Consider the following 22572-nt stretch of genomic DNA (forward strand, 5'->3'; position numbering starts at 1 on the left):
AAAATAGAGATAAAAGAGAATTTTTAAATGAATGTAGGAGTGATTAACTACTATACCCATTCAAGCAAAACTAGATGTGTATTTGTGGATAATAAAGAATTGCCGCTGATAAGTATTGATATTTGGTGCAAAGCAGGTTCTTCATTTGAGGAAGTTAATAAAAATGGTACTGCTCACTTTTTAGAACATATGATTTTTAAAGGCTCTAAAAAATTAATGCCAGGAGAATTTGATCAAAAAATTGAATCTCTTGGGGGATTGAGCAATGCTTCAACAGGTTATGATGATGTACATTACCATGTTCTCGTACCACCTAATAACTTTAGAGAATCGCTTGCTCTTTTGACAAATATAGTTGTCTCACCAGACTTTAATACTGATGAGTTTATAAAAGAAAAAGGGGTAGTAATTGATGAAATAAAGCAACAAAATGACCAACCTGATGAGAAATTATTCAATTACTTTTTAAAAAGGGTTTGGCTAACTTCAAATTATTCCAACTCGATATTAGGAACAGAAGAAAGTATTAATAAACTGCAAATAAGTGATCTTGAGAAATTTCATAGTAAAAATTACACCAATGAAAATATCTGTATCGCAATCGCAGGAAATCTTTCTGAAAATATTTACAAAATTTTTGAAAAAAGTGATCTTTCGGGAATAAATAAAAAACCAATTTGTAAGTACCCAAATCATATTAATCCAAAAGATAAAGAAACTAAGCTAAAGATCAGAAAGGGTAGAGAGGTAATTAAGTTTGATAATTTAGAGTTTTCAAGAATATTTATGGCCTGGTTTATCCCAAACCTCAATGATCAAAAAAATATTATTGGATTAGAAATATTAGCATCAATACTTTCTGTAGGAAGAAATAGCAAGTTAGTAAAAATTTTAAAAGAAGATAAAAATCTTGTTGAATCAGTATATGTTGATGTTAGTGCTGGTGAATTAGGCGGTCTATTTATCATTGAAGCAAGTTGTGAAGAGAAAGATATTTTTTTAGTGGAAAAGCAAATTAATAAAACGGTAGATGAGATTTCAGATCACAAAATTTTAACTTTGGATGAAATTAGAAAAGCAATAAATATTGTAAAAAGTAATTATGTTTTCAATTTAGAAACCTCTACTCAGCTTTCCTCATTCTTTGGAAATGAACTTCTTTGGGGAAGGAAATCTTCAATAAATGATTTAGAAAATCATTTAATTTATTGGAATGATTTGAATAATTTTCAAGATATCACTCGATATATCAGCAGTGATAAATTTACTCTTATTGCATCTCCTAGTTAATGATCAAAAGATATTTCTCAAATAATAAAAAAAGAAATTTTTCAACTGCTTCAATTTGGATAAAAGGTGGCAGTGATATGGATAATGTCGGCAAAAAAGGAATAAATAAAATACTTTGTTCATTACTTACCCGAGGGTGTGAAGGCTTTGATAACTTCGCTCTTTCTGAGTATATTGAATCCCATGGAGCAGAATTAAATCAAGAAATATTTGAAGATGGTATATCGATTAGTATCAAATCTCTAAATGAACATTTTAGTAAATTTCTTCCTATATTCGATTTGATAATTAACAAGCCGATTCTTTCCGAAAATGAATTTAAAAAAGTAAAAAATTCCTCTCTAAATTTAATAAGAAAAAATAGAGAGAATCCCTTTAATACTTGTTTTGAAAAATGGAGAAAAATTGTTTACAAAAGCCATCCTTATGCTTTTAATACAACTGGTAATACCAATGATGTCTCAAATATCTCCTATGAAAATGTTTTAGATGAGTTTAAAAATTTTCAAAATAGGAAAAAATATATAATTTCAAACAACTTGGATATAAATGGAGAAGATTTAAGAAAAGCAGATCAAAAAGTCTTTAAAGAAAAAGTAAGCCCAATAAGTATTAACTTAGATCCAATGTGTAGATTTGATTTTACAAAAAATGATTCAAATCAAACAATAATAATGTTAGGTAACCAAACTTGTTCATGTAGGAGTAGTGAATATTTGCCACTAAAAGTTTTGGAATCATATTTATCTTATGGAATGAGCGCCGCATTGTTTAAATTATTTAGGGAAAAAAATGGAATTTCTTACGATCTGGGCGTTTTTAATCCTGTCAGAAGCAAGAATGCTCCTTTTTTAGTTTATCTATCAGTATCAAATAAAAATGCGATTTTTGCATTTCAACTTTTATCCTCGTTTTGGGAAAACTTACTTTTAAAACCATTAGTTGAAAGTGAAATATATTTAGCCAAAGAAAAATTGAAAGGTTCCTTCCTTTTCAATAATCAATCATTAGATGAAATTTTACAAAGAGAAATACAATTAATCAGCTATGGCATGACTCCAATTTCAGAAGTTGAATTAGCTTCAAAAGTTGACGCAATATCTCCATTAGAGATCTTTACATTGACTAATAAATATTTTTCGAAACCTTTTTTAAGTATTTCTGGTAATAAAAAAATATGCTTAGAAATTAAATCTAATTGGATAAAAAACTTTTAGGTTAATTTTTCAATTTTATCAATATCAATAAGAAAAGAACCTCTTCTAAATTTCACTTCAACAGTGTCAGGAGATTTTATTGATAGTATTTCTCCAATTTCGTCAATTGCTACCAAATCAGGAGGTCGTAACATTGGCATATTATCCGACGTTTTTAAAAAGGAAACAGGCGCAATTAATTTAACCTTGTCTTTGATTTCAAATTTCATCAAACAATTAATACATTTAAGAGTAATATAAGCATAAAGTTAGAGAAAATATCAACGAAATGTACTGCTACTGTCTACAATCTAATAACGAAACATAATTGAATTAATGAATCAGAAATTTAAAACATTAATTTTATGGGCTCTACCTATACTTTTAGTAATTGCACTTTCTTACCAATTTTTATCATCAAGCAATGTTGATTCACTAAAATCTAACGGAACTACCATTGCACCAAGAAATTCTGCAGTAGCTAGAGTTAGTTACGGTAGATTTTTAGATTACATTAATTCTGGAAGGGTTACTTCTGTTGATATCTTTGAAGGCGGAAGAAATGCCGTCATCGAAACAATAGACTCTGATTTGGATAATAAAGTGCAAAGATTACGAGTTGATCTTCCGGGTTTAACTCCAGAACTAATAAATATTTTAAAAAATGAGGGAATAAGTTTTGATGTTCACCCAGTAAAAACAGCTCCTCCTGCTTTAGGGATATTAGGTAATTTACTCTTCCCAGCAATCTTAATTGGAGGACTTATTTTGCTAGCTAGGAGATCAAATGGAATGCCCGGTGGACCAGGACAAGCTATGCAATTCGGCAAAACAAAAGCGAGATTTGCAATGGAAGCAGAAACGGGTGTAGTTTTTGACGATGTAGCCGGCGTTAACGAAGCAAAACAGGATTTACAAGAGGTGGTAACTTTTCTAAAAAAACCTGAAAAATTTACTTCTGTTGGAGCCAGGATTCCAAAAGGGGTGTTATTGGTGGGACCTCCTGGTACAGGTAAGACACTTCTTGCTAAGGCAATTGCAGGAGAGGCTGGAGTTCCATTCTTCTCATTATCAGGATCTGAATTTGTTGAAATGTTTGTTGGTGTAGGTGCCAGTAGAGTAAGAGATCTTTTCAAAAGAGCCAAAGAAAATAGTCCATGTTTGATTTTTATAGATGAAATAGATGCAGTAGGGAGACAAAGAGGTGCTGGAATTGGAGGGGGTAATGATGAAAGAGAGCAAACTCTTAACCAACTGCTTACTGAAATGGATGGATTTGAAGGTAACAGTGGAATAATAATAATTGCAGCAACAAATAGACCTGACGTTTTGGATTCTGCTCTTATGAGACCTGGAAGATTTGACAGGCAGGTAACAGTAGACGCGCCAGATATCAAAGGAAGGTTATCAATTCTTGAAGTTCATGCCAGGAATAAGAAACTAAAAGAAGATTTAACACTTGAGAGTATTGCAAGAAGAACACCAGGTTTTACGGGAGCTGATTTAGCCAATTTACTTAATGAGGCAGCTATTCTAACTGCTAGGAGAAGAAAGGATTCCATTAGTATTTCAGAAATTGACGATTCCGTAGATAGGATTGTTGCTGGAATGGAGGGTTCACCATTAACCGATGGAAGAAGTAAAAGATTAATTGCCTATCATGAAGTTGGTCATGCTCTTATAGGCTCGCTAGTAAAAGCTCATGATCCTGTTCAAAAAGTAACAGTAATCCCTAGGGGTCAAGCTAAGGGATTAACATGGTTTACTCCAGATGATGAGCAAACTCTTGTAAGTAGAGCTCAACTAAAAGCGAGAATAATGGGAGCACTAGGAGGTAGAGCTGCTGAGGATGTTGTTTTTGGTAAAGGTGAAATAACAACAGGTGCAGGTGGAGATTTCCAACAGGTTGCTTCTATGGCTCGCCAAATGGTAACAAGATTCGGAATGAGTAATTTAGGGCCTATAGCTTTGGAAGGTGGAAACCAGGAAGTTTTCGTCGGCAGAGATTTAATGACCAGAAGTGAAGTCTCGGATTCAATTTCAAAACAAATTGACGAAAGTGTAAGAGTTATGGTCAAGGAATGCTACAAAGAAACTTACTCTATAGTCAGCAAAAATAGAGAAGCCATGGATAAAATAGTTGACTTACTCATTGAAAAAGAAACATTAGATGGAGAAGAATTTGTGAACATTCTTTCCAAATTCACTAAAATTCCAGAGAAAGAGAGAACACCTCAATTACTAAGTTAACCTTTAAAAGGTTTCTTATCTAAGACAAGATCTATTAGACCGTATTCAACTGCTTCTTTGGGGGACATATAAAAATCTCTATCAGTATCTTCTTTAATAGTTTCAATATCCTTACCAGTTCTCTCTGACAATTCGGTATTGAGACGTTCTTTTAAAAATAAAATTTCATCTGCCTGAATTCTAATATCACTGGCTTGGCCTCTAGCTCCTCCAAGTGGTTGATGAATCATTATTCGTGAATGCCTAAGACTACTCCTTTTACCTTTTGTACCTGCAGCCAACAAAAAAGCTCCCATACTAGCTGCCAAACCTACACAAACTGTATGAATATCTGGCTTAACATGTTGCATCGTATCAAAAATCCCTAAACCATCATAAACAGACCCTCCAGGTGAATTTATATACATGTAGATATCTTTTTCGGGGTCCTCTGCTTCAAGGAATAATAATTGAGCCACAATTCTGTTAGCAGTTTCACTAGTAACTTGTTCTCCCAAAAAGATTATTCTCTCTCTTAACAATCTCGAATAAATATCGAATACTCTTTCACTTCCGCCAGATTCTTCTAAAACTAAAGGGATCATAATAATATTTATTTGTTTATTAGATACTAACTATATTGAGTCAACATACGCTAACCTTATTAAGGTTTACATATAAAAAATTGAAAGAAAAATCGACTGTTTCAGATAGCAAAAAGTTATTTCATGAACAATTTCCATACGTTATTCCAGGTTTATACAAAAGAATAGTTGATGAAATGCTTGTTGAGCTAAATCTTTTAAATCATCAAAATGAATTTACTCAAGATTTTCTTTTTTGTATTGGTCTAACCGAAACATTCAAAGAATTAATGAAAGGATACGAACCTCAAAAACATTTGGATCCTCTTTTTGAATCCTTATGCGCTTCTACAAATTTTGAATCGAAGGAAATAAAGGAAATCTCCAAAATATCTCAAAAAGAATTCAAGGATAAATCAGCTGAAGAAATATACAAACTATTAGAAGAAAAAAGCAATTCTAAGCTTTATCCATCAAGAATATTGAACTTAGGAATTTACATACTAATTTCAAAATCCAATGATCTTAAAGATAAGAATGAATCAGAGACAAATAAAACAGTACTAGATATTTTTGAGAAATTAAAGTTATCTACTAATAAAGCAGAGAAAGATATTGGTATTTACAAAAGTAGTATTTCAAAAATGGAACAGGCAAAAGAATTAATTGAAGAGTTAAGAATTAAGGATAAGAAAAAAGATAAAAAATAATATTATTTATTTTTTAATCTTTTTTTATCTTTCCAAGAGATATAAGAAATATAAATTACAGCTAATGTTATAAATATAAGTAAAACAAATGATGTACTAATAAGTAATTTACTCAAATATTCTTCATAAGTTAAAAATGAAATCATATGTCGATGGAGCCATCACCATTTCTACCCCATACAACCATCGCGATTGAAAAAGTAAAAATTGCAGCTAAGGCAGCCCAACCTATTTGAAAAATCATTAATATTTAAGTTTCTTTCTTTAATATAACAGAACTTCTCAAGAATTTTTTCATTTATAATCTAAAGTTAATTTCTCAGAAATATTATTTTATAAATATAATTAGAATAAAAAATTGGGAAGATTAGTATTAAACCATAGTACAAATATAGAGGGTCTAATTCCAATACTTCAAAAATTAGCCCTTAACATAAATATAAAGACAGTAACTCCTGCCGCGATATCTAGAGTTAGAGGAAGATCTTCTACCTTGATAATTAGATTATCAGTTAAAACCATAAACGGATATAAAGCAATAGCAAGAAAGGGTAAAACAGCACAAGAAGTTTTTATTTCAACAGACTTAGGCAAAGATGAATTAAAACAAATTATAAATACCTATACTAGTAATTAGATTGGATAAAAAGTAGGATTATTTTTTAGTGAATTAATGAAATCAGTATTTAAATTACTATTAGTTACTTTGTTAATATTTAGCGATAAATTGTTCTCACTTACTGATTATCAAATAAAAAAAATTTGTGAAAAAGAGAAGAGTAAATTAACTTGTATAAAAAATATGCAAGAAAAAAGGTTTGAACTTCAAAAAGGCAATTTTATTGAAATACCAGTAATACCATATAAGGAAAATCTAAATTAGAAATTAAATTTCAAATTCTGATTCGAAAAGATTAAAAGCATTTTTATACTTTGTAAGTAATTCTTCTGAATCTTCATGAAATCCTTTTTTTTCGTAATCCTCTTTTAATAGATTGTATAAGGACACAACTCCTTGAAATGCGCTCATATATTCTTTTTGTATATCTTCATCATCAATATCATAGATTTTCGCCAAAACCAATTCGACATTTTTTTTTGATGAATATATTTTTTTCTCGAAATCCTTATTTAACTTCCTTCTTTTTTTTGACATCTAAAAAACTTTTTTTTTAAATACAAATTAACAATACTCATATTCATAGATAATTTAAATTAAAACTTATAAAATAAAAATATAGTTTCCAAATCAAAATAAAACTACTATATTCCAAATAAATTATTCGATGACATGAATAAAAAAGAAACAGTTAATCCAAAAGAGGCTAGAAACCAAAATTATGATGCTAAAAAAATGAATACTTCCGAAATCTCCAAGAAAAATAAAAATAAAAATCTTCCCTGGTGGGTAGAACTTTTATTTGTTCAAATAGGTTTGCCAGATAAATTATTAATTAAAATTTTAAAAACTAATAGGAACGCCAAAGAATTAATTAAAAATGATAAAAAATCAATAATAGTTTTTTTATTTATATTTGGTGTATTGATATATTTTTATCCAGTTATTAACCAATCAAAAAACAAATTAGATTGTGAAAAGATTGCCAAAAATTATATTATTGAAAATAAAAATATATTAGGCATCAATAAGAGAGAATTAAAAATGTTATCTATAAATTTTTGTAATGGTGGTGAAGAAATCTATGAAATCAAAAATAGAAACAAATAAATTTTTAATTATTTCCTATTTAATAACACCTAAAATATTATAATAATCTTCTTAAGTTTAATTAAATTTAAATTTTAATCCTATGACTGATATAAAACAAAAGAAAGAAAACGTAAAAATGCATTTAAAAGATCTAAGACAAAACTTAAAGAAAATGCATTTGGAGGTTACTGAAGAATTAACATTGCCGCAACCAAATGACGTAAAAAAATTGATGAATAAAATGGACCAATTATTAAAAATAATAGAATCAAAATAAACTATACTTTAAATAAATTGGAATCATCGAAAGACTAAAATGAAAAAGATAAAAAATTTCTTAAAAATAATTTTTATTCCTATTTTATTAAGTTCTTGCAAGACATTAACTAATAAAGAATATCCCATAATTAATTCTCAAGAGACTATTAATGAGAGTACTAATTCAGTTAAGAAGAGAATGGAAATAAAGTTTTCCTGTGGAGATGATGGTATTTTGGAATATTTAGATGATGGATGGATTATCTTGAAAGAAGATTCTCAAGAAAAAATTTGTACTTGGAAATCTGTTCCTGCAACAAAGAGTTGTGACATGGACAAAGATAAAGGCTGTAAAATAACCAAACCTGATAAAATTGGTGAAGAGAAAATCTATTTGTTAGAAAAATAGTTTTATACTATGAACCAAACATCCGAACATCTTGTTGATCTAATTTTCAAGAAATTAAAAAATTATAAGGATAAAGAAATCACTTTAGAAAAAGAAAATTTAAAGAAATTTATTTTTTCACTTTTTGAAGAAAGCTGATTAATAAAAGGTAAAACAAAAAAAGTTGTTAATATAAAAAATATTATGTAAATATAATCATGTTTGGTTTTTCTTATCTTACCATTACATTAATAATTACATTTATTCTAAGTTTGTATATTTTATTTAAGTTTACCAATTCAAATAATTGAAAATAGTAAATCTTTTTAGATAATTGGATCTTCCCTTAATAGTAAAACAGAGTGCTTATTTAACCCATCATCTATCCATTCTCTATATTCCTCTAATACACACTTTTTATTAGAATCATCCAGTAGATTAATTCTCTTTTTTGCGTTTTCTAGAGCTACTTTAATACAAAATTCATAATCTTTAGAATTTTCTTGCATAAGTTTTTTTCTAATCTTAGTAAATATAACTACATGCTTTGTATTGGAAATAACAATAAATAAGCATTGATTTGATAAGGGTATCAAGCAATACGGAATAATTTTTTATATATTTGTGATAATGAAATTTTTAAAATATTATGTCATACGAAGCAGGCAGTAAAGAATGTAGACATTTGATCGAAGCCAAAGAAAGTCTTATATCTGCAATGGATGCATTAAGTAATATAAATTCAACTGATTTAATACAACTCCAAATTAAAGAAATTTACAATAAATTAGAACAAATGCATGATAATAGAAAGAAAATAGAATCAACTACTAATTATTTATAATTTATATATAACCAATTAAAAGCTTTCAAATTGACTTTTAATCTTTTTGACTTTTTTATCTGATAACAAATCCAATAAAGCATCTAATTGCGCATGTACTTCTTTTGCTTCATTAAGATCGGGCAATAAATCGTCTCTAATAAGCATTTGATGCATCTCTCTAAGTTCTAACCTTATATATCTAAGGTGAGAACTTACCTCCTCTCTCTTAGTTGCACTCATATTTACTTTATTTTAAGTATTATTATACATTATTGTATTTTTTAACCCCTTCATAAATTAAAGTGAATTAGAAAATTTTAAAGATTAAATTTCCTTTGAAAGTTTTTTTAAAATAGAAATCCTGGAGTATATCATTCATGAAAAACAAAAAGAATTCTAGAAAAATTCAAACTAATTCAAATAAAAAAAATCAAGAATTAGGACAAACTAAGAATTCTGCAAAATTAGTTCTTTTCATATTTGGAATAGGTCCAATAATAGGGATAACAATTTTTTTATATACCAAGGGATTTTTTAATTCTCCAAGTATGTAAACATAAAATTAATTATTTAAATTTTTTTAATGAAAAAACCCTAAATTCTGCAATTTTTCTTGCATTTTCGGGATTAGAAACTAAAAAAGGGTGGTCGGACAAAAGTTCAATTATTTTATCAATCTTTAAGCGTGGATCCTCATCCTCACATTCAATATTTTTCCATTCCTCGTCAAATGATATTGCAAAGCTATCAGCATTGTCATAAAGTTTATCTTTCATAAAATTAAATTTAAATTAAAAAGATTTAAAAATTTAGAACTGCTTTCGGCAGGTTTTTACAAGGAAGTATATAAAACAACCTTAATCAAAAATTAAGACATAACTTTCCTGGAAAGTTCTTTTAATTATAGTTTGTTTTACTACTCAACTCTACACTTGCAACAATCAATCAACATCGCCCATTTGACAGAAGTGTTACAATTACGACATATGAAGATTTTTATGGATACTAAAGTTAAAAGAATTGGATATCTTCCAAGAAAAAGGGTTCTTGAGATTATAGACGAAATATCTAAAAGCGAATCCATAAGTAGATCTAAAGTGGTTGGAATATTAGTTGAAGAAGCATTAGATGCTAGAGGGATTGCAAATTTTGGATATGGCAATATTAATAAATCAAATATCTACAAATCTGAAAATTACAAAGATATCAAAAAAGAAAATTTGAATTTAAAAGATCCAGAAGATGAATTTGTTGATGATAGTGGTTATACCGTCTCTTCTCACAAAACATTAGATCGGACAATATCTTCTGCAGATATCGAATTAGCTAATAAAATTAATATTCTTAAAGAATCTGGGTTGATATGACTTCCATTTGACATTTTCTTCATTTTTCGTGCATAAACCTTAATGATTGTCTATTCTTAGTCAACAAGATAATCCCTTTAAATAATTTGAATATGGAACCCTTTATTAATATTAATTATTAATTAAAAACATGAAAGATATTAAGTGCCCTTCATGCGGTAAAACCTTCAGAATTGATCCAAGCAGCTTTGAAGAAATACTTCTTCAGATAAAGGATGAAGAATTTAACAAACAAATTAAAGAAAGACTTTTTTTGGCTGAAGAAGATAATAAAAAAGCAATAGAGATTTTAAAAAGTGAATTTAAAATACAGTTAATCGAGCAAAATCGTATTAAAGAAACTGAGATCCAATCTCTGGAATCTAAATTAACAATAGCTGAAGAAAAAAAAGCAACTGCATTAAATGAATTAAAAAATCAAGCGACAAATAAAATTAATTCACTCAATAATGAATTAAACAAATTAAAGAATGAATTTAAAAACCAGTCTTTAATTGCTTCAATGTCTTTAAAAAATAAAGTCAATGAAGCTGTTACTAAATTAGAGAAAGAAAACTCAGCGTTAACCAACTCTATTGAAAAGATGCAGCTTCAGAATTCAATTAATGAAAAATTAATTGAAGAAAGGTTTAAAAGTAAAATTAGTGAAAGGGACCTAACTATTAAGGAGCTAAGAGATATGAAATCTCGATTATCGACAAAAATGGTAGGAGAAACTTTAGAAATTCATTGCGAAAACCAATTTAATCTTAATCGAGCTACAGCATTCAAAAACTCCTATTTTGAGAAGGACAATGATGTCACCTCAGGTAGCAAAGGTGACTATATATTTAGAGAATTTGATAACAATAAAACTGAAATAGTATCTATAATGTTTGAGATGAAAAACGAGAGTATTGGTGGAACTAATAAAAGAAAAAACGAAGATTTCTTAAAAGAATTAGATAAGGATAGAAGACAAAAATCTTGTGAATACGCAGTACTCGTTTCACTCCTAGAACCAGAAAGTGAACTATATAATTCAGGCATAGTAGACGTTTCACATAGATTTCCCAAGATGTATATCATAAGGCCACAATTTTTCTTACCAATTATTTCTCTATTAAGAAATGCATCTATGGAAACCTTAAAATACAAATCACAAATTGACCTAATGAAACGCGAGAATTACGACATAACAAATTTTGAAACTACTCTCGAGCAATTCAAAAATGCGGTTGGTAAAAATGTTTCACTTGCACAAGATAGATTTAATGATGCAATTTCAGAAATTGATAAATCAATAACCCATTTGCAAAAAACTAAAGAGGCTTTAATTCTCTCGAAAAAACATCTTTTGTCCGCAGACAGCAAATCTCAAGATTTAACAGTAAAGAAATTAACTAGAAATAACCCAACCATGAAGAAAAAGTTTAATGATTTAAATAATTTCGAAGATGAAGTAGCCTAAACATACAAAAAACTTGAGAAATTAAAAAAAGTTAAAAATATATTTAATTTATAATTTAGAAATATACTATTGATATATTAAATAGAAAAATAATGTCTATAAACACTCCAATTTTCAATATTGCCAAAGATCTTAATGTAGAAAGTAATAGAGTATTACTGGCTTGCAAGAAACTTGGAATCAACGCAAAAGGGGCGACAAAAAGATTAAATAAAGAAGAATTAGAAAAAATTAAAAATTATTTTGAAACAGGCAAAAATGTTTCAGATGAAGTTATCAATTTAAATGGAGGTAAAACCAAAAGCAGTTCCAGAAAAATTGTAGAAAAGGTAGAGATAAAATATTTTGCTAACAGACTTATTCGCAAATCTTAAATAAAACTTATTTTTTCTCATTGCTTAAAAGAATACGCCACAAAAGAAAATAATAATAATTTATCATAAGTAAAAATACTTAAAATGAGCATTACTAAAATTCTAAATTCCCTGGAGGAATCTTGGGAAAGAAATGATATTCTTTTAAAACTAAAGAATGGATTAGATACAGATGAAATAGTTAATGAATTTCTTGCAAACAATGAGATCCAAATTAAAAAATTAAATACTTTATTAAGACCAGAAGATTTTGATTTATTAAATCAAGTTGAAAAGCTTTCTAACTGCGAATCTAAATTAATTAATAAGATTAAAAATTTAGAATCCTTAGAAAAAAATAAAGATCATCAAATAATAAATCAGTCAAAGATTTCTTTATCTAATAGTTTTTCTCATACCAGAATTAGTTCAATCATGATTAATTGGAGTAACAGATTTGTAGTTGTTGCTTTACTAACAATTTCAGCCATAGCTTTATCAAAACAAGCTTGGGCATAATTAGCTAAATTAACTTCACTGTAAGAAATGTAGTTTTGAGAACTAAACAAGAATATTTAATTAAATATAAAGATGGAAATCTTTATTGTGAACTTGCTGATATTTGGATTGATCCAAGCAAGCCAGTAAAAAAGGCATTAATAACTCATGCTCATTTTGATCACTTTACATTTGGCTGTGAAGAATACATTTCTACTAAGGAAACTGCGATACTTCTTAAAGAAAGAGTTGGAGATAATATCAAAATTAAAACTTTTGAATATGGGGAAGAATTTAAGATAAATGACATTAATATTTCTTTTTATCCATCCGGTCACATCCTTGGATCTAGTCAAATAAGGTTCATTTTTGCTGAAGAAAAATGGCTAATAACAGGTGACTTTAAGCTTCAAAAAGATGAGACTTGCAAACAATATGAAATAGTAAAAACTGATTATTTAATAAGCGAATGTACTTTTGGTTTGCCAATATTTAAATGGGATGAATCAAATAAAATAGCAAATGATATTTCAAAATGGGTAACTAATTCACCAGAAAAAACTTCTTTACTTTTCTGCTATTCACTAGGAAAAGCTCAGAGATTGTTAAACGAGATAAGTCAAACAAATTTTAAAGGCAATATTTATTCCCATGGTAGTATTCACAAAATGAACAATAGTTATAGGGAACTTGGAATTGATATTAACGATACTATAAAAATTGAAAATAAAAAAAAGATAGATGAACTCAAAGGAAGTCTAATATTATTACCGCCATCTTTAAGTAAGGGTTCTTATTTAAAAAATTTCAAAAATATTCAAACAGCTTTTGCAAGTGGATGGATGTCAATAAGAGCTTTAAGAAAAAGATCAGGATATGATAAAGGATTCGCAATCTCTGACCATGCGGATTGGGATGGAATTCTTGAAGTAGTAAAAAAGTCTGAAGCAAAAAATGTATTTTTTCATCATGGAGATAGTGAAGCCCTAAGTAAATATTTAATTGAAAATGAATCAATAAATGTCCTTTTATTCGGTAAATAAATATGAGCTTAAAAAAGTTTTCAGAATTATTTAGCGATCTAGATTCAATTAATAGTACAAATAATAAAATTGAAGTTTTAAAGAATTATTTTTTATCTAATGATCCAATAGATAATTCATGGGCAATATATTTACTAACTGGAAAAAGTAATAAGAGATTTATTAGTGGAAGATATTTAAGAAATCTTTTTTCTCAAATATATGAATATCCTCAATGGTTAATTGATACATGTTATTTAAAAGTTGGTGATTCTGCTGAGGTGATAACATTATTACTTAAAAATAAAACCACTTCCAGAAATAAGAAATTATCAAATATAAGTCTCAATGAATTACTAAGCGAAACAATACCTACATTATCAAAACTTAATGAGGAGGAGAAAAATTTAGAAATTAAAAATCTTTGGGAAACATTACCTGAAGATAACCATCTAATTTTTAATAAAATTCTTACAGGAACTTTTAGAGTAGGAGTCTCTATCGGATTAATCACAAAATCAATATCAAAACTAATTAATATTGAGGAAGAGATTATTTCTCATAGGTTGATGGGTGATTTTAAACCTTCAATTGATTCATATGAATTTCTAATTAACAAGAATATCAATCTTCAAGAGTTAAATTCCAAACCATTTCCATTTCTTCTAGCAAATACTATTGAAGAAAAAATCTTTAAAAATTCAATAAATGATTTTCAATTTGAATGGAAATACGATGGTATCAGGATGCAATTAATTAAAAGATCAGGAAATATTTCGTTATGGACAAGAGGGCAAGATTTAGTAAATGAATCTTTCCCAGAATTAGTAGAAAAGATGTCACATATAAGAGATGATTTTGTTCTTGATGGGGAATTATTAGCTTGGAATTTTAAGGAACAAATTGCCTTTGATTTTTCCATTCTTCAAAAAAGAATCAATAGAAAATCTCCTACTAGATCAATCCAAATAAAATATCCAATTATTTTTATTGCTTATGATCTTTTAGAGATTAATGGAAGAGATATAAGAGAAATTAAATTAGAAACTAGAAGAATTGAGTTGGAAAAATATTATTCAAAATGGCAAAATAAAACTAAGAATAATATCACTGATATTTTCAGAATATGCAACTTAATCCATCCTAAAGATTGGTCTGATGCTGTAACTTTTAAAGAAAAATCTCGAGAAAATAATACTGAAGGATTAATAATTAAGAACAAAATGTCTCCATACACCTCTGGAAGAAAAAAAGGTATTTGGTGGAAATATAAAGTTGATCCAATGCAATTGGATGCAGTTCTAATTTACGCCAAGGGCGGGAGCGGTAGAAGAGCTGGTCTGTATACAGATTACAGTTTTGCATTATGGAAAGACGAAGAATTAATTAAATTTGCGAGTGCATATTCTGGTTTAACAAATATTGAGATTAAAGAGCTAGATAAATGGATAAGGAAAAATACAATAGAAAAATTTGGTCCTGTTCGATCGTTAAAGCCAGAAATGGTATTTGAAATATCTTTTGAGAAAATACAAATTTCAAAACGTCATAAGTCTGGCATAGCAGTAAGATTTCCAAGAATAACAAAATGGAGAAAAGATAAAAAAATTAATGATGCAGATAGCCTCGAGAATGCTTATGAACTAATGAGAAAAATATCATGAACTATATTACGAAAAATAATAAGCAAAATAATTTAATTTCTAAAATTAAACAGTTTTTCTCCACAAATGGATGGGAGCCACTACCCTATCAGATCGAATCTTGGGAAGCATTTTTCAATGGAGAGAGTGGAATAATACAAGTTCCTACTGGATGCGGCAAAACCTATGCTGCATTAATGGGACCTCTATCAAAGATAGAAGAGCCCAAAAATAATAAAAGTGTGAATATATTATTAATAACCCCTTTAAAAGCACTGAGTAGAGATCTAAAAAATTCCATACAATTAGCAGCTTTGCATTTTAATAAAGAAATCACTGTTGAAATTAGGAACGGGGATACAACCCCATATGAAAAGAAAAAGCAACTAGCTAAACCACCTAATATTCTTATTACCACTCCAGAGTCTTTATCTCTTTTACTTTCTAATAAAGAATCTAATAATCTTTTCAAGGAGTTGTCATCAATAATTATTGATGAATGGCATGAATTGATGGGTAGTAAAAGAGGAAATCAATGCGAGTTATCTTTAAGTTGGCTAAGAGGTAATATAAAAAATTTACAAATTTGGGCAATGTCGGCAACTATTGGAAATATTGAAGAAGCAGCAATAGCAATAGTTGGAATGAGCGCTATTAAACCCAAAATTATAAGTACAAATATTCAAAAAGAGATCGAAATTATAAGTGTTTTACCCGAGGAGGAAACTACCTTTCCATGGAGTGGCCATCTTGGGATTAGAAGTCATTCTTCACTATTAAAAATCCTAGATAAAAATAAAAGCACCTTATTGTTTACCAATACGAGAAATCAATCTGAAAGATGGTATCAATGTCTTAAATTTTTTCTCCCAGAGATGGAAGACAAAATTGCACTTCATCACGGCTCCCTGGATAAAGAATATAGAAAAAGAGTTGAAGAAGGGGTTAAAAACGGATTAATAAAATGGGTCGTCTGCACCAGCTCGTTAGATTTGGGAGTTGACTTCCAACCTGTAGATCAAATAGTTCAAATTGGTAGTGCAAAGAATTTAGCTAGACTTATCCAAAGAGCGGGAAGAAGTGCTCATAGACCAGGAGGAAAATCAAAAATAATTTTTATGCCTACTAATTCTTTAGAGTTGTTAGAGATTAGTGCAATGAGAAGAATAATAAAAAGTGGTATATCTGAGGAAATTAGACTCCCTGAATTATCTTATGATGTGCTTCTACAACATCTAATAAGTTTGGCATGTGGAAATGGTTTTGATCCGAAAATTGAGAAAGAAAGAATTAAAAATTGCTGGAGTTATAGAAACTTAAAAGATCAAGATTGGAATTGGTGTCTTGACTTTTTAGAATATGGAGGAAAATGTCTTAAAGCATATCCAAAATATAAAAAGATAGTTAAAGAAGAATCACAAAATAACAATGAAAACTTTAAATATTTTGTAAAAGACAAATCTTTAATAAGAATGCATAAGTTCAATATTGGGACAATTACAAGTGACAAATTTGTGAATGTCAAATATATAAAAGGTAAATCTTTAGGTAATTTAGAGGAGAATTTTGCTTCAAAATTAAATCCAGGGGATACATTTTACTTTGCTGGCAAAATGCTTCAATTTGTAAGAATAAGAGATATGGTTTTATACGTTAAAAAATCAACAAAAAAAAGTTCTCTAATTCCTGCATGGGTTGGAGGTCAAATGGCAATTTCTGATCTTCTTTGTGAGAGTTTGAGAAAAGAAATAGATATATGCAACGAACTAGAAAATTATGATTGCTTAAATCCTGAACTCAATTCATTACGCCCAATATTGAAGAAACAAAAAGTTCTTTCAAATATTCCAAAGAAAGATGAATTCCTTCTAGAAATATATAAAACCAAGGATTTATCAAATCTTTTTGTTTTTACACTTGATGGCAAATTTGTAAATGAAGGAATTGCATTTTTATGGGCTTTAAGATTAGCAAAATTAAAACAATCTACATTTAGTATTACTGCTAATGATTTTGGATTCAGCTTAACTACTGCAGAAGATTATGATTTTTCCATAATAAAAAAAGAAGCTGATTACTTTTTGAATAACAAAAAATTAGAAGAAGATCTAGAAAATGCAATTAATTTTTCAGAATTAACAAAACGTAGATTTAAAAATATTGCCCAAATAAGTGGACTAGTAAATCAAAATAATCCAACCAAAACAAAAACTTCTTCCCAACTTCAAATAAGTTCAAGTCTTTTCTACGATGTGTTTACTAAATATGAAGAAGGCCATCTTTTAATAAAACAATCGCATCAAGAAGTTAAAGAATATCAATTAGAAAATAAAAGAATATCTAGATCATTAGAAAGATTAAAAAATTTAAAAATGCTACTAAACGAGATAAAAACTCCAACTCCTTTTGCTTTCCCTTTACTAGTTGAAAGACTTAAAAATACTTTAAGCAATGAACCAATAGAAAAAAGAGTAGAAAAACTTATAAAAAAATATAGTGATTAAATGAAAAAAAGTTCTTTTAAATTTATTTGGGAAGATACATTGTTAGAGATGCTTCCTTCAAGAGCTTTATTTCTACCGGAAACAAAAGAATTGTTAATATGTGATATTCATCTTGGGAAAGCTGAGTATTTTCAGCAAAATGGTATACCTCTTACTAATAATTCAGATAAAAATAATTTCGCAAGAATAAAAAAAATAGTAAAAAGATATAGTCCTAAAAAATTAATAATATTGGGAGATTTATTCCACAGTAAATATTCAATAGATAAAACTCTTCAAAAAAAAGTTGAGGATCTTCCTGAGCTACTTAAAACTAATGTTGAACTTGTCCTTGGAAATCATGATGTAGGTTGTAATATAAAAAATATAAAAATTTTTGACATTAGAAAATCTAAAAATATTACATTTAGCCATGAACCAGTTAATTTAGAAAACAATAAAACCTTGAATATTTGTGGACATTATCATCCAAAAATCTATTTAAAAAACAATGGAGATAAATTATCTTTTAGGTGTTTTGCAATGGATAAGAATAAAAATACTTTATTTTTGCCTGCATTTGGAGACTTAACAGGAGGATATCCCTGCAAAAAATCATTCAAAAAATGGGCAATTGTATCTGAAGAAGAAATTATCGAGATAAAACCTTAAGAAAAATCCTATTGAAGTGACTTAAATTTTTCATTTAGATATACCAATTTATACTTAAAAGCCTCGTTTAGTTTTTTTATGGATTAAGTTACTATAAATCTATTTTTTTCAAGTAAAAATAGATAATAAAGTTTTTACAGCTAATGGCCCTTCCTTTAGTAGAGAATACACGTTATAAAAAAAATAAACACTTTTTATAGAAATGAAAAAATTAACAGTATTTATTTTATTTCCATTTCTTGTAATCCCATTTTGGGCAAAGGCAAATGATAATTTTTCCGTTGAGATAGAGGCACTTACCTTAGTAATGGAACAATATAAAGAAGATGATGAATCCAGTATTGGATTAGATATAGAAGATAAAAAGCCAAGTTACATGGCTCTTAAGCAAGATGAATGCAATGCCACTGTTGAAGTTACAGAAAAAACAGGATTAGAGGTTGTAAAAACTGAATCTTTCGATGTGAATGTATGTTTGAAAGAAATCTATAAAGTAATTAACTAAATAAGCTATCTAATATAAATATAATAAAAACAAGTAATTTAAAGAGGTCTTTTACTTAAAGAAGGTAAGACCTCGAGACCTAACAGAAAACTTTGGAACGGGTTCTGCATACTTAATTAATAACTACAATAAAATTGTAGAGGTGTAATCAAAAGTACAAATCCTAATATTATTTTTTTAAAAATTATTTCTTCTTTGATAAAGTTTGTGATTCTTCCCTGGACATTAAAGCTTCGATTTGAGCAAGAACTTTTTGAAGTTCATCCGTTTTGTTAAGAGATGCTTCTGCTACTTCTCTTAGTTTTTCTAACTGTTCTTTAGTTTTATCCATGATAAATAAATTAGAAATTAACCACCTTTAAAAATGGTTTTAATACAGATTTTTTACTCCCACACAGATTCATATTCTCTCTTATTTCCATAAAGTCAAATAAATTTCCTTTAATTAAAGTTTTATGAGGACTTCCAATTAATTTTTTATTTATTATTGAAACCATAAGATTAACCTCAATAGAAATACTATTAAATTATGAAGTAAATACTGGCAATCCTATAGTTGCAGTTGTTATTAGAGCCCCTGCAAAAATCAAGAAAGGTAGGAAAGGATAGTTCTTCAAAGATAAACTTACTAATTCGAAATAACTATATAGGTATTTATACTGTTTGTCTACCCCTTTACTATCTTAAAAGAAAAGATTTTTATTTTTAAAAGTAAAAATTAAACATCAACCAAATTTGCCCGATATATATTCCTGAGTGGTTTTTTCTTTTGGAGAATTAAAAATTTTCTTTGTCGAATTAAATTCTGCAAGATAACCAACTTTTCCTCCATCACCATCTTCATATTCGATCGCATTAAAGAATGCAGTCATATCACTAACTCTTAAAGCCTGTTGCATATTATGGGTGACAATTATTATTGTGTAATTCTTCTTAAGTTCATGCATCGTCTCCTCAATTTTTAGAGTAGAAATTGGATCTAATGCAGAACATGGCTCATCCATGAGAATTATTTCAGGTTCAATTGCAATAGTTCTTGCTATACATAATCTTTGTTGTTGTCCTCCAGATAAAGAGTAACCACTGTCATTTAATTTATCCTTACATTCATCCCATAAAGCAGCCTTTCTTAGTGAACTTTCGACCAATTCATCCATATCTCCCGTATAGCCGTTAATTCTTGCCCCAAATGCAATATTTTCATAGATAGATTTAGGAAAAGGATTAGGTTGTTGAAAAACCATCCCAATTCTTCTTCTCACTTCAACAGGATCTACTCTTTTATCATAGATATTAGTTCCATCAAAGAGGACAGTCCCTTTTAACGAACAATTAGGAATCAAGTCGTTCATCCTATTTAATGATCTAAGAACAGTTGATTTGCCACAGCCTGAAGGTCCAATAAGAGAGGTTATATTGCCTTTTTTAAAATTACAAAAAACATTTCTTACTGCTTCAAAAGTTCCATAGCTAATAGAGACATTCTCAAGAGATAAAATGATATTCTTTGGTGTTTTTTTATTAGTTTTGATCATTTATACTCTCTTAGTTTTCTCAGTAAAAGCGCCTAATATTCTTGAAAATATATTTACTGATAGTATCGATAAAACAAGAATAAAGGAAGCTGCCCAGGCTAATTTATTCTGTGCATCATAAGGTTCAAGGGCAAAGTTATATATCAATACAGCCAAGGAACCCATCTCATAAAACAAGTCTCCAAAGCCTGTTATGTAGTAGTAAGAGAATAAAGCCGTAAATATCAAAGGTGCTGTTTCGCCAGCAGCTCTAGCAATGCCAAGAACAACACCAGTAGCAATGGACCTAAAGGCAGAGGGCAAAGTAACTTTTAATATAGTTGTATACATACTTGCTCCCACCCCAAGGGAGGCATATCTCAATTCATTCGGCACTAACTTTAAACCTTCATCAGTCGTCTTAATCACAGTAGGCAACATTAATATTGAAAGCGCCATACCTCCTGCCAAACCACTATACATACTTCCAAATAAAATCTTTGTTGAAACGATTAAGGCATAAATAAATACACCTGCAATTATTGAAGGGACTCCCGCTAAAACATTTACCCCAAATCTAATAAACCTTGAAAAAGCACCACCTTTAGAGTATTCCGCCAGATATATACCACCGCCAATACCTACTGGTATCGCAATAATTGAAGCGATGGTTGTTATTATTAATGTCCCGATCAATGCAGGATTAATGCCTCCTGCATCTAAATCATCTCCAGGAGGATTTGGTTCTAAAGTAAATAGTTCTGGTGTGATTTGAGACCCACCTTTGATAAGAATATAAGTAACTAAAAAAATCAATGGCAGTATTGCGATCAATGCACAAATTACAGAGAGAGAAGTGAAGAATTTATCACCTATATTTCTTGATAATCTTTTCTGGTAGTAAAGTGAATTCATAATTATCTAATATTTGAGACTAAATTTCTTAACTAGCCATTGAGCAAAGATATTAACCACTAAAGATAGGATCATCAGTACAAAAGCCGCATAAAACAGTGATGAAACCTGACTTCCATCTGCCTCACCAAACTGGTTTGCGAGCATTGAGGAAATAGTATATCCAGGAGATAATATAGACCAACTAAATGCATTGGAATTACCAATAATCATTGTGACAGCCATTGTTTCTCCCATCGCCCTACCTAATGCCAATAGAACTCCTGCCATAATTCCTGATAGTGCTGCCGGTAAGATTACTGAAAATATTGTTTTCCATCTACTTGCTCCAATTCCATATGCTGCATTCCTAAGCTTTTTAGGAACCTGATTAAGTGAATCCCTTGCAATGGAAGTCACTATAGGCAAAAGCATCACGACTAAAATCAATATTGCTAACAAGGAATTCCTGCCTGTCGGTTCTGTACTGAATAAAGGTATCCAACCAAAGAAATTATGTAAAAAGACAAAAAAGGCTCTAAAAAAAGGTTCCATAACAAATATTGCCCAAAGTCCCAATACAACTGATGGAATAGCCGCTAATAATTCAACAAAGGAACCTATTATTTCTCTAAAAACTTTCGGTACAAAGTCCTCGGTAATAAATATTGCAGTTCCAACGCCCAAAGGGATAGTTATTAATAGCGAAAGAAATGACGTTACCAATGTGCCATATATTGCAGTAAAAGCTCCGTATTCATCTTTTACTGGATTCCATTCAGAGGTTACTAGAAACTTCAACCCATACCTTGCAAAGGATTCAAATGACTGAAAAAAGACTACTAAAATAATTCCTAAAAGTATTATTGCTACGAAACTAGACAAGACTAGAGCAGTATTCTTGAAGATAATATCTATATTTTTTTCGATACCGAATCTTTTACGATTCTTGAAAAGAGTTAATTTCTCTTCCATTAAA

At 29.1% G+C, this 22572-nt stretch carries 31 protein-coding genes; 20 read left to right on the forward strand and 11 right to left on the reverse strand.

The window, feature by feature from the left end; translation table 11 throughout:
* The first annotated feature begins 27 nt into the window (after positions 1 to 27).
* Positions 28 to 1290, forward strand: a complete 1263-nt coding sequence (locus tag JJ842_01390) for an insulinase family protein (GenBank protein MBO6970566.1) — start codon at positions 28 to 30, stop codon at positions 1288 to 1290.
* The gene (locus tag JJ842_01395; protein ID MBO6970567.1) at positions 1290 to 2507 is read left to right on the forward strand and encodes an insulinase family protein; all 1218 of its coding nucleotides are present in this window, start codon (positions 1290 to 1292) and stop codon (positions 2505 to 2507) included. The genes JJ842_01390 and JJ842_01395 overlap by 1 nt, the downstream gene beginning before the upstream one ends.
* On the opposite strand, the gene JJ842_01400 is transcribed toward JJ842_01395, so the two are convergent.
* Positions 2504 to 2716 carry a DUF3148 domain-containing protein gene (locus tag JJ842_01400; GenBank protein MBO6970568.1) on the reverse strand — a complete coding sequence of 71 codons (213 nt, stop codon included), beginning with the start codon at positions 2714 to 2716 and terminating at the stop codon, positions 2504 to 2506. The two genes, JJ842_01395 and JJ842_01400, sit on opposite strands and share 4 nt — an antisense overlap.
* Positions 2717 to 2822: 106 nt before the next feature.
* On the opposite strand from JJ842_01400, the gene ftsH reads away from it, so the two are divergent.
* Positions 2823 to 4736, forward strand: coding sequence for an ATP-dependent zinc metalloprotease FtsH (gene ftsH / locus JJ842_01405; protein ID MBO6970569.1), 1914 nt, complete (start codon positions 2823 to 2825; stop codon positions 4734 to 4736).
* Here the strand turns inward: ftsH and clpP are convergent.
* Positions 4733 to 5320: an ATP-dependent Clp endopeptidase proteolytic subunit ClpP gene (clpP, locus tag JJ842_01410; protein MBO6970570.1), complete on the reverse strand. Its 588-nt coding sequence runs from the start codon at positions 5318 to 5320 to the stop codon at positions 4733 to 4735. The two genes, ftsH and clpP, sit on opposite strands and share 4 nt — an antisense overlap.
* A 35-nt stretch (positions 5321 to 5355) precedes the next feature.
* Here clpP and JJ842_01415 point away from each other — a divergent pair, with 35 nt between their 5' ends.
* Entirely contained in the window at positions 5356 to 6009 is a 654-nt protein-coding gene (locus JJ842_01415; protein ID MBO6970571.1) for a photosystem II biogenesis protein Psp29, read from the forward strand.
* A 142-nt stretch (positions 6010 to 6151) separates the two neighbouring features.
* Here JJ842_01415 and petN read toward each other — a convergent pair whose 3' ends face one another.
* Positions 6152 to 6253 (reverse strand): cytochrome b6-f complex subunit PetN, encoded by a 102-nt coding sequence (petN, locus tag JJ842_01420; protein ID MBO6970572.1) that lies wholly within the window; start codon positions 6251 to 6253, stop codon positions 6152 to 6154.
* A gap of 114 nt (positions 6254 to 6367) precedes the next feature.
* On the opposite strand from petN, the gene JJ842_01425 reads away from it, so the two are divergent.
* Positions 6368 to 6646, forward strand: coding sequence for a hypothetical protein (locus JJ842_01425; protein MBO6970573.1), 279 nt, complete (start codon positions 6368 to 6370; stop codon positions 6644 to 6646).
* Positions 6647 to 6682: 36 nt separating this feature from the next.
* A complete protein-coding gene (locus JJ842_01430) occupies positions 6683 to 6892 on the forward strand; it encodes a hypothetical protein (protein ID MBO6970574.1) in 210 nt (69 codons plus the stop codon).
* A gap of 3 nt (positions 6893 to 6895) precedes the next feature.
* Here the strand turns inward: JJ842_01430 and JJ842_01435 are convergent, their stop codons facing one another.
* Positions 6896 to 7165, reverse strand: coding sequence for a hypothetical protein (locus JJ842_01435; GenBank protein ID MBO6970575.1), 270 nt, complete (start codon positions 7163 to 7165; stop codon positions 6896 to 6898).
* A 135-nt stretch (positions 7166 to 7300) separates the two neighbouring features.
* Here JJ842_01435 and JJ842_01440 point away from each other — a divergent pair, with 135 nt between their 5' ends.
* The 3 genes from JJ842_01440 to JJ842_01450 all read left to right on the forward strand — a co-directional run bounded on the left by JJ842_01440 (position 7301) and on the right by JJ842_01450 (position 8387).
* Entirely contained in the window at positions 7301 to 7738 is a 438-nt protein-coding gene (locus tag JJ842_01440; GenBank protein MBO6970576.1) for a hypothetical protein, read from the forward strand.
* Between the two features lie 82 nt (positions 7739 to 7820).
* A complete protein-coding gene (locus JJ842_01445; GenBank protein MBO6970577.1) occupies positions 7821 to 7997 on the forward strand; it encodes a hypothetical protein in 177 nt (58 codons plus the stop codon).
* A 39-nt stretch (positions 7998 to 8036) separates the two neighbouring features.
* Positions 8037 to 8387 carry an alpha-2-macroglobulin gene (locus JJ842_01450; protein ID MBO6970578.1) on the forward strand — a complete coding sequence of 117 codons (351 nt, stop codon included), beginning with the start codon at positions 8037 to 8039 and terminating at the stop codon, positions 8385 to 8387.
* 305 nt (positions 8388 to 8692) lie between these two features.
* Here the strand turns inward: JJ842_01450 and JJ842_01455 are convergent, their stop codons facing one another.
* The gene (locus tag JJ842_01455; GenBank protein MBO6970579.1) at positions 8693 to 8875 is read right to left on the reverse strand and encodes a hypothetical protein; all 183 of its coding nucleotides are present in this window, start codon (positions 8873 to 8875) and stop codon (positions 8693 to 8695) included.
* Between the two features lie 140 nt (positions 8876 to 9015).
* Between JJ842_01455 and JJ842_01460 the strand changes: the two genes are divergently transcribed.
* The gene (locus JJ842_01460) at positions 9016 to 9210 is read left to right on the forward strand and encodes a hypothetical protein (protein ID MBO6970580.1); all 195 of its coding nucleotides are present in this window, start codon (positions 9016 to 9018) and stop codon (positions 9208 to 9210) included.
* Between the two features lie 15 nt (positions 9211 to 9225).
* On the opposite strand, the gene JJ842_01465 is transcribed toward JJ842_01460, so the two are convergent.
* Complete coding sequence (locus tag JJ842_01465; protein ID MBO6970581.1) at positions 9226 to 9432, reverse strand: hypothetical protein; 207 nt, start codon at positions 9430 to 9432, stop codon at positions 9226 to 9228.
* A gap of 137 nt (positions 9433 to 9569) precedes the next feature.
* Between JJ842_01465 and JJ842_01470 the strand changes: the two genes are divergently transcribed.
* On the forward strand, positions 9570 to 9746 hold the full coding sequence (locus tag JJ842_01470) for a hypothetical protein (GenBank protein MBO6970582.1): 177 nt from the start codon (positions 9570 to 9572) through the stop codon (positions 9744 to 9746).
* Positions 9747 to 9758: 12 nt separating this feature from the next.
* Here the strand turns inward: JJ842_01470 and JJ842_01475 are convergent, their stop codons facing one another.
* A complete protein-coding gene (locus JJ842_01475; GenBank protein ID MBO6970583.1) occupies positions 9759 to 9968 on the reverse strand; it encodes a hypothetical protein in 210 nt (69 codons plus the stop codon).
* Positions 9969 to 10190: 222 nt separating this feature from the next.
* Here JJ842_01475 and JJ842_01480 point away from each other — a divergent pair, with 222 nt between their 5' ends.
* The 9 genes from JJ842_01480 to JJ842_01520 all read left to right on the forward strand — a co-directional run bounded on the left by JJ842_01480 (position 10191) and on the right by JJ842_01520 (position 19185).
* Positions 10191 to 10559 (forward strand): CopG family transcriptional regulator, encoded by a 369-nt coding sequence (locus tag JJ842_01480; GenBank protein MBO6970584.1) that lies wholly within the window; start codon positions 10191 to 10193, stop codon positions 10557 to 10559.
* A gap of 130 nt (positions 10560 to 10689) precedes the next feature.
* On the forward strand, positions 10690 to 12009 hold the full coding sequence (locus JJ842_01485; GenBank protein ID MBO6970585.1) for a DUF2130 domain-containing protein: 1320 nt from the start codon (positions 10690 to 10692) through the stop codon (positions 12007 to 12009).
* 92 nt (positions 12010 to 12101) lie between these two features.
* Positions 12102 to 12383, forward strand: coding sequence for a translation initiation factor IF-2 N-terminal domain-containing protein (locus JJ842_01490; GenBank protein ID MBO6970586.1), 282 nt, complete (start codon positions 12102 to 12104; stop codon positions 12381 to 12383).
* Positions 12384 to 12467: 84 nt separating this feature from the next.
* Complete coding sequence (locus tag JJ842_01495; protein MBO6970587.1) at positions 12468 to 12881, forward strand: competence protein ComC; 414 nt, start codon at positions 12468 to 12470, stop codon at positions 12879 to 12881.
* Between the two features lie 35 nt (positions 12882 to 12916).
* Complete coding sequence (locus JJ842_01500; GenBank protein ID MBO6970588.1) at positions 12917 to 13903, forward strand: ligase-associated DNA damage response exonuclease; 987 nt, start codon at positions 12917 to 12919, stop codon at positions 13901 to 13903.
* 2 nt (positions 13904 to 13905) lie between these two features.
* Positions 13906 to 15546 (forward strand): ATP-dependent DNA ligase, encoded by a 1641-nt coding sequence (locus JJ842_01505; GenBank protein ID MBO6970589.1) that lies wholly within the window; start codon positions 13906 to 13908, stop codon positions 15544 to 15546.
* Positions 15543 to 18029, forward strand: coding sequence for a ligase-associated DNA damage response DEXH box helicase (locus JJ842_01510; protein MBO6970590.1), 2487 nt, complete (start codon positions 15543 to 15545; stop codon positions 18027 to 18029). Before JJ842_01505 ends, JJ842_01510 begins: the two co-directional genes overlap by 4 nt.
* A complete protein-coding gene (gene pdeM, locus JJ842_01515; GenBank protein MBO6970591.1) occupies positions 18030 to 18680 on the forward strand; it encodes a ligase-associated DNA damage response endonuclease PdeM in 651 nt (216 codons plus the stop codon).
* A gap of 202 nt (positions 18681 to 18882) precedes the next feature.
* Positions 18883 to 19185, forward strand: coding sequence for a hypothetical protein (locus JJ842_01520; GenBank protein MBO6970592.1), 303 nt, complete (start codon positions 18883 to 18885; stop codon positions 19183 to 19185).
* A gap of 184 nt (positions 19186 to 19369) precedes the next feature.
* Here JJ842_01520 and JJ842_01525 read toward each other — a convergent pair whose 3' ends face one another.
* The 4 genes from JJ842_01525 to pstC form a co-directional block, all read right to left on the reverse strand.
* On the reverse strand, positions 19370 to 19516 hold the full coding sequence (locus tag JJ842_01525) for a hypothetical protein (GenBank protein ID MBO6970593.1): 147 nt from the start codon (positions 19514 to 19516) through the stop codon (positions 19370 to 19372).
* Positions 19517 to 19910: 394 nt separating this feature from the next.
* A complete protein-coding gene (locus tag JJ842_01530; protein MBO6970594.1) occupies positions 19911 to 20720 on the reverse strand; it encodes a phosphate ABC transporter ATP-binding protein in 810 nt (269 codons plus the stop codon).
* Positions 20721 to 21614, reverse strand: coding sequence for a phosphate ABC transporter permease PstA (pstA, locus tag JJ842_01535; GenBank protein MBO6970595.1), 894 nt, complete (start codon positions 21612 to 21614; stop codon positions 20721 to 20723). It abuts the gene before it with no gap.
* A 6-nt stretch (positions 21615 to 21620) separates the two neighbouring features.
* Positions 21621 to 22568, reverse strand: a complete 948-nt coding sequence (pstC, locus tag JJ842_01540; protein MBO6970596.1) for a phosphate ABC transporter permease subunit PstC — start codon at positions 22566 to 22568, stop codon at positions 21621 to 21623.
* Positions 22569 to 22572 lie beyond the last annotated feature (4 nt).

Origin of the sequence: Prochlorococcus marinus CUG1433 (genome assembly GCA_017644425.1) — a bacterium.
Taxonomy (GTDB): Bacteria; Cyanobacteriota; Cyanobacteriia; order PCC-6307; family Cyanobiaceae; genus Prochlorococcus_A; species Prochlorococcus_A marinus_U.

What these genes read in the sequence shown, in the direction of transcription:
- JJ842_01445 (MBO6970577.1), top strand. Translation starts at nt 7,821, where the DNA reads ATGACTGATATAAAACAAAAGAAAGAAAACGTAAAAATGCATTTAAAA.
- JJ842_01525 (MBO6970593.1), bottom strand. Translation starts at nt 19,516, where the DNA reads ATGGATAAAACTAAAGAACAGTTAGAAAAACTAAGAGAAGTAGCAGAA.
- JJ842_01505 (MBO6970589.1), top strand. Translation starts at nt 13,906, where the DNA reads ATGAGCTTAAAAAAGTTTTCAGAATTATTTAGCGATCTAGATTCAATT.
- JJ842_01530 (MBO6970594.1), bottom strand. Translation starts at nt 20,720, where the DNA reads ATGATCAAAACTAATAAAAAAACACCAAAGAATATCATTTTATCTCTT.
- ftsH (MBO6970569.1), top strand. Translation starts at nt 2,823, where the DNA reads ATGAATCAGAAATTTAAAACATTAATTTTATGGGCTCTACCTATACTT.
- JJ842_01440 (MBO6970576.1), top strand. Translation starts at nt 7,301, where the DNA reads ATGAATAAAAAAGAAACAGTTAATCCAAAAGAGGCTAGAAACCAAAAT.
- JJ842_01475 (MBO6970583.1), bottom strand. Translation starts at nt 9,968, where the DNA reads ATGAAAGATAAACTTTATGACAATGCTGATAGCTTTGCAATATCATTT.
- JJ842_01400 (MBO6970568.1), bottom strand. Translation starts at nt 2,716, where the DNA reads ATGAAATTTGAAATCAAAGACAAGGTTAAATTAATTGCGCCTGTTTCC.
- JJ842_01485 (MBO6970585.1), top strand. Translation starts at nt 10,690, where the DNA reads ATGAAAGATATTAAGTGCCCTTCATGCGGTAAAACCTTCAGAATTGAT.
- clpP (MBO6970570.1), bottom strand. Translation starts at nt 5,320, where the DNA reads ATGATCCCTTTAGTTTTAGAAGAATCTGGCGGAAGTGAAAGAGTATTC.
- JJ842_01465 (MBO6970581.1), bottom strand. Translation starts at nt 9,432, where the DNA reads ATGAGTGCAACTAAGAGAGAGGAGGTAAGTTCTCACCTTAGATATATA.
- JJ842_01435 (MBO6970575.1), bottom strand. Translation starts at nt 7,165, where the DNA reads ATGTCAAAAAAAAGAAGGAAGTTAAATAAGGATTTCGAGAAAAAAATA.
- JJ842_01490 (MBO6970586.1), top strand. Translation starts at nt 12,102, where the DNA reads ATGTCTATAAACACTCCAATTTTCAATATTGCCAAAGATCTTAATGTA.
- JJ842_01470 (MBO6970582.1), top strand. Translation starts at nt 9,570, where the DNA reads ATGAAAAACAAAAAGAATTCTAGAAAAATTCAAACTAATTCAAATAAA.
- JJ842_01390 (MBO6970566.1), top strand. Translation starts at nt 28, where the DNA reads ATGAATGTAGGAGTGATTAACTACTATACCCATTCAAGCAAAACTAGA.
- JJ842_01520 (MBO6970592.1), top strand. Translation starts at nt 18,883, where the DNA reads ATGAAAAAATTAACAGTATTTATTTTATTTCCATTTCTTGTAATCCCA.
- JJ842_01455 (MBO6970579.1), bottom strand. Translation starts at nt 8,875, where the DNA reads ATGCAAGAAAATTCTAAAGATTATGAATTTTGTATTAAAGTAGCTCTA.
- JJ842_01510 (MBO6970590.1), top strand. Translation starts at nt 15,543, where the DNA reads ATGAACTATATTACGAAAAATAATAAGCAAAATAATTTAATTTCTAAA.
- pdeM (MBO6970591.1), top strand. Translation starts at nt 18,030, where the DNA reads ATGAAAAAAAGTTCTTTTAAATTTATTTGGGAAGATACATTGTTAGAG.
- JJ842_01430 (MBO6970574.1), top strand. Translation starts at nt 6,683, where the DNA reads ATGAAATCAGTATTTAAATTACTATTAGTTACTTTGTTAATATTTAGC.
- JJ842_01450 (MBO6970578.1), top strand. Translation starts at nt 8,037, where the DNA reads ATGAAAAAGATAAAAAATTTCTTAAAAATAATTTTTATTCCTATTTTA.
- pstC (MBO6970596.1), bottom strand. Translation starts at nt 22,568, where the DNA reads ATGGAAGAGAAATTAACTCTTTTCAAGAATCGTAAAAGATTCGGTATC.
- petN (MBO6970572.1), bottom strand. Translation starts at nt 6,253, where the DNA reads ATGATTTTTCAAATAGGTTGGGCTGCCTTAGCTGCAATTTTTACTTTT.
- pstA (MBO6970595.1), bottom strand. Translation starts at nt 21,614, where the DNA reads ATGAATTCACTTTACTACCAGAAAAGATTATCAAGAAATATAGGTGAT.
- JJ842_01395 (MBO6970567.1), top strand. Translation starts at nt 1,290, where the DNA reads ATGATCAAAAGATATTTCTCAAATAATAAAAAAAGAAATTTTTCAACT.
- JJ842_01495 (MBO6970587.1), top strand. Translation starts at nt 12,468, where the DNA reads ATGAGCATTACTAAAATTCTAAATTCCCTGGAGGAATCTTGGGAAAGA.
- JJ842_01460 (MBO6970580.1), top strand. Translation starts at nt 9,016, where the DNA reads ATGTCATACGAAGCAGGCAGTAAAGAATGTAGACATTTGATCGAAGCC.
- JJ842_01480 (MBO6970584.1), top strand. Translation starts at nt 10,191, where the DNA reads ATGGATACTAAAGTTAAAAGAATTGGATATCTTCCAAGAAAAAGGGTT.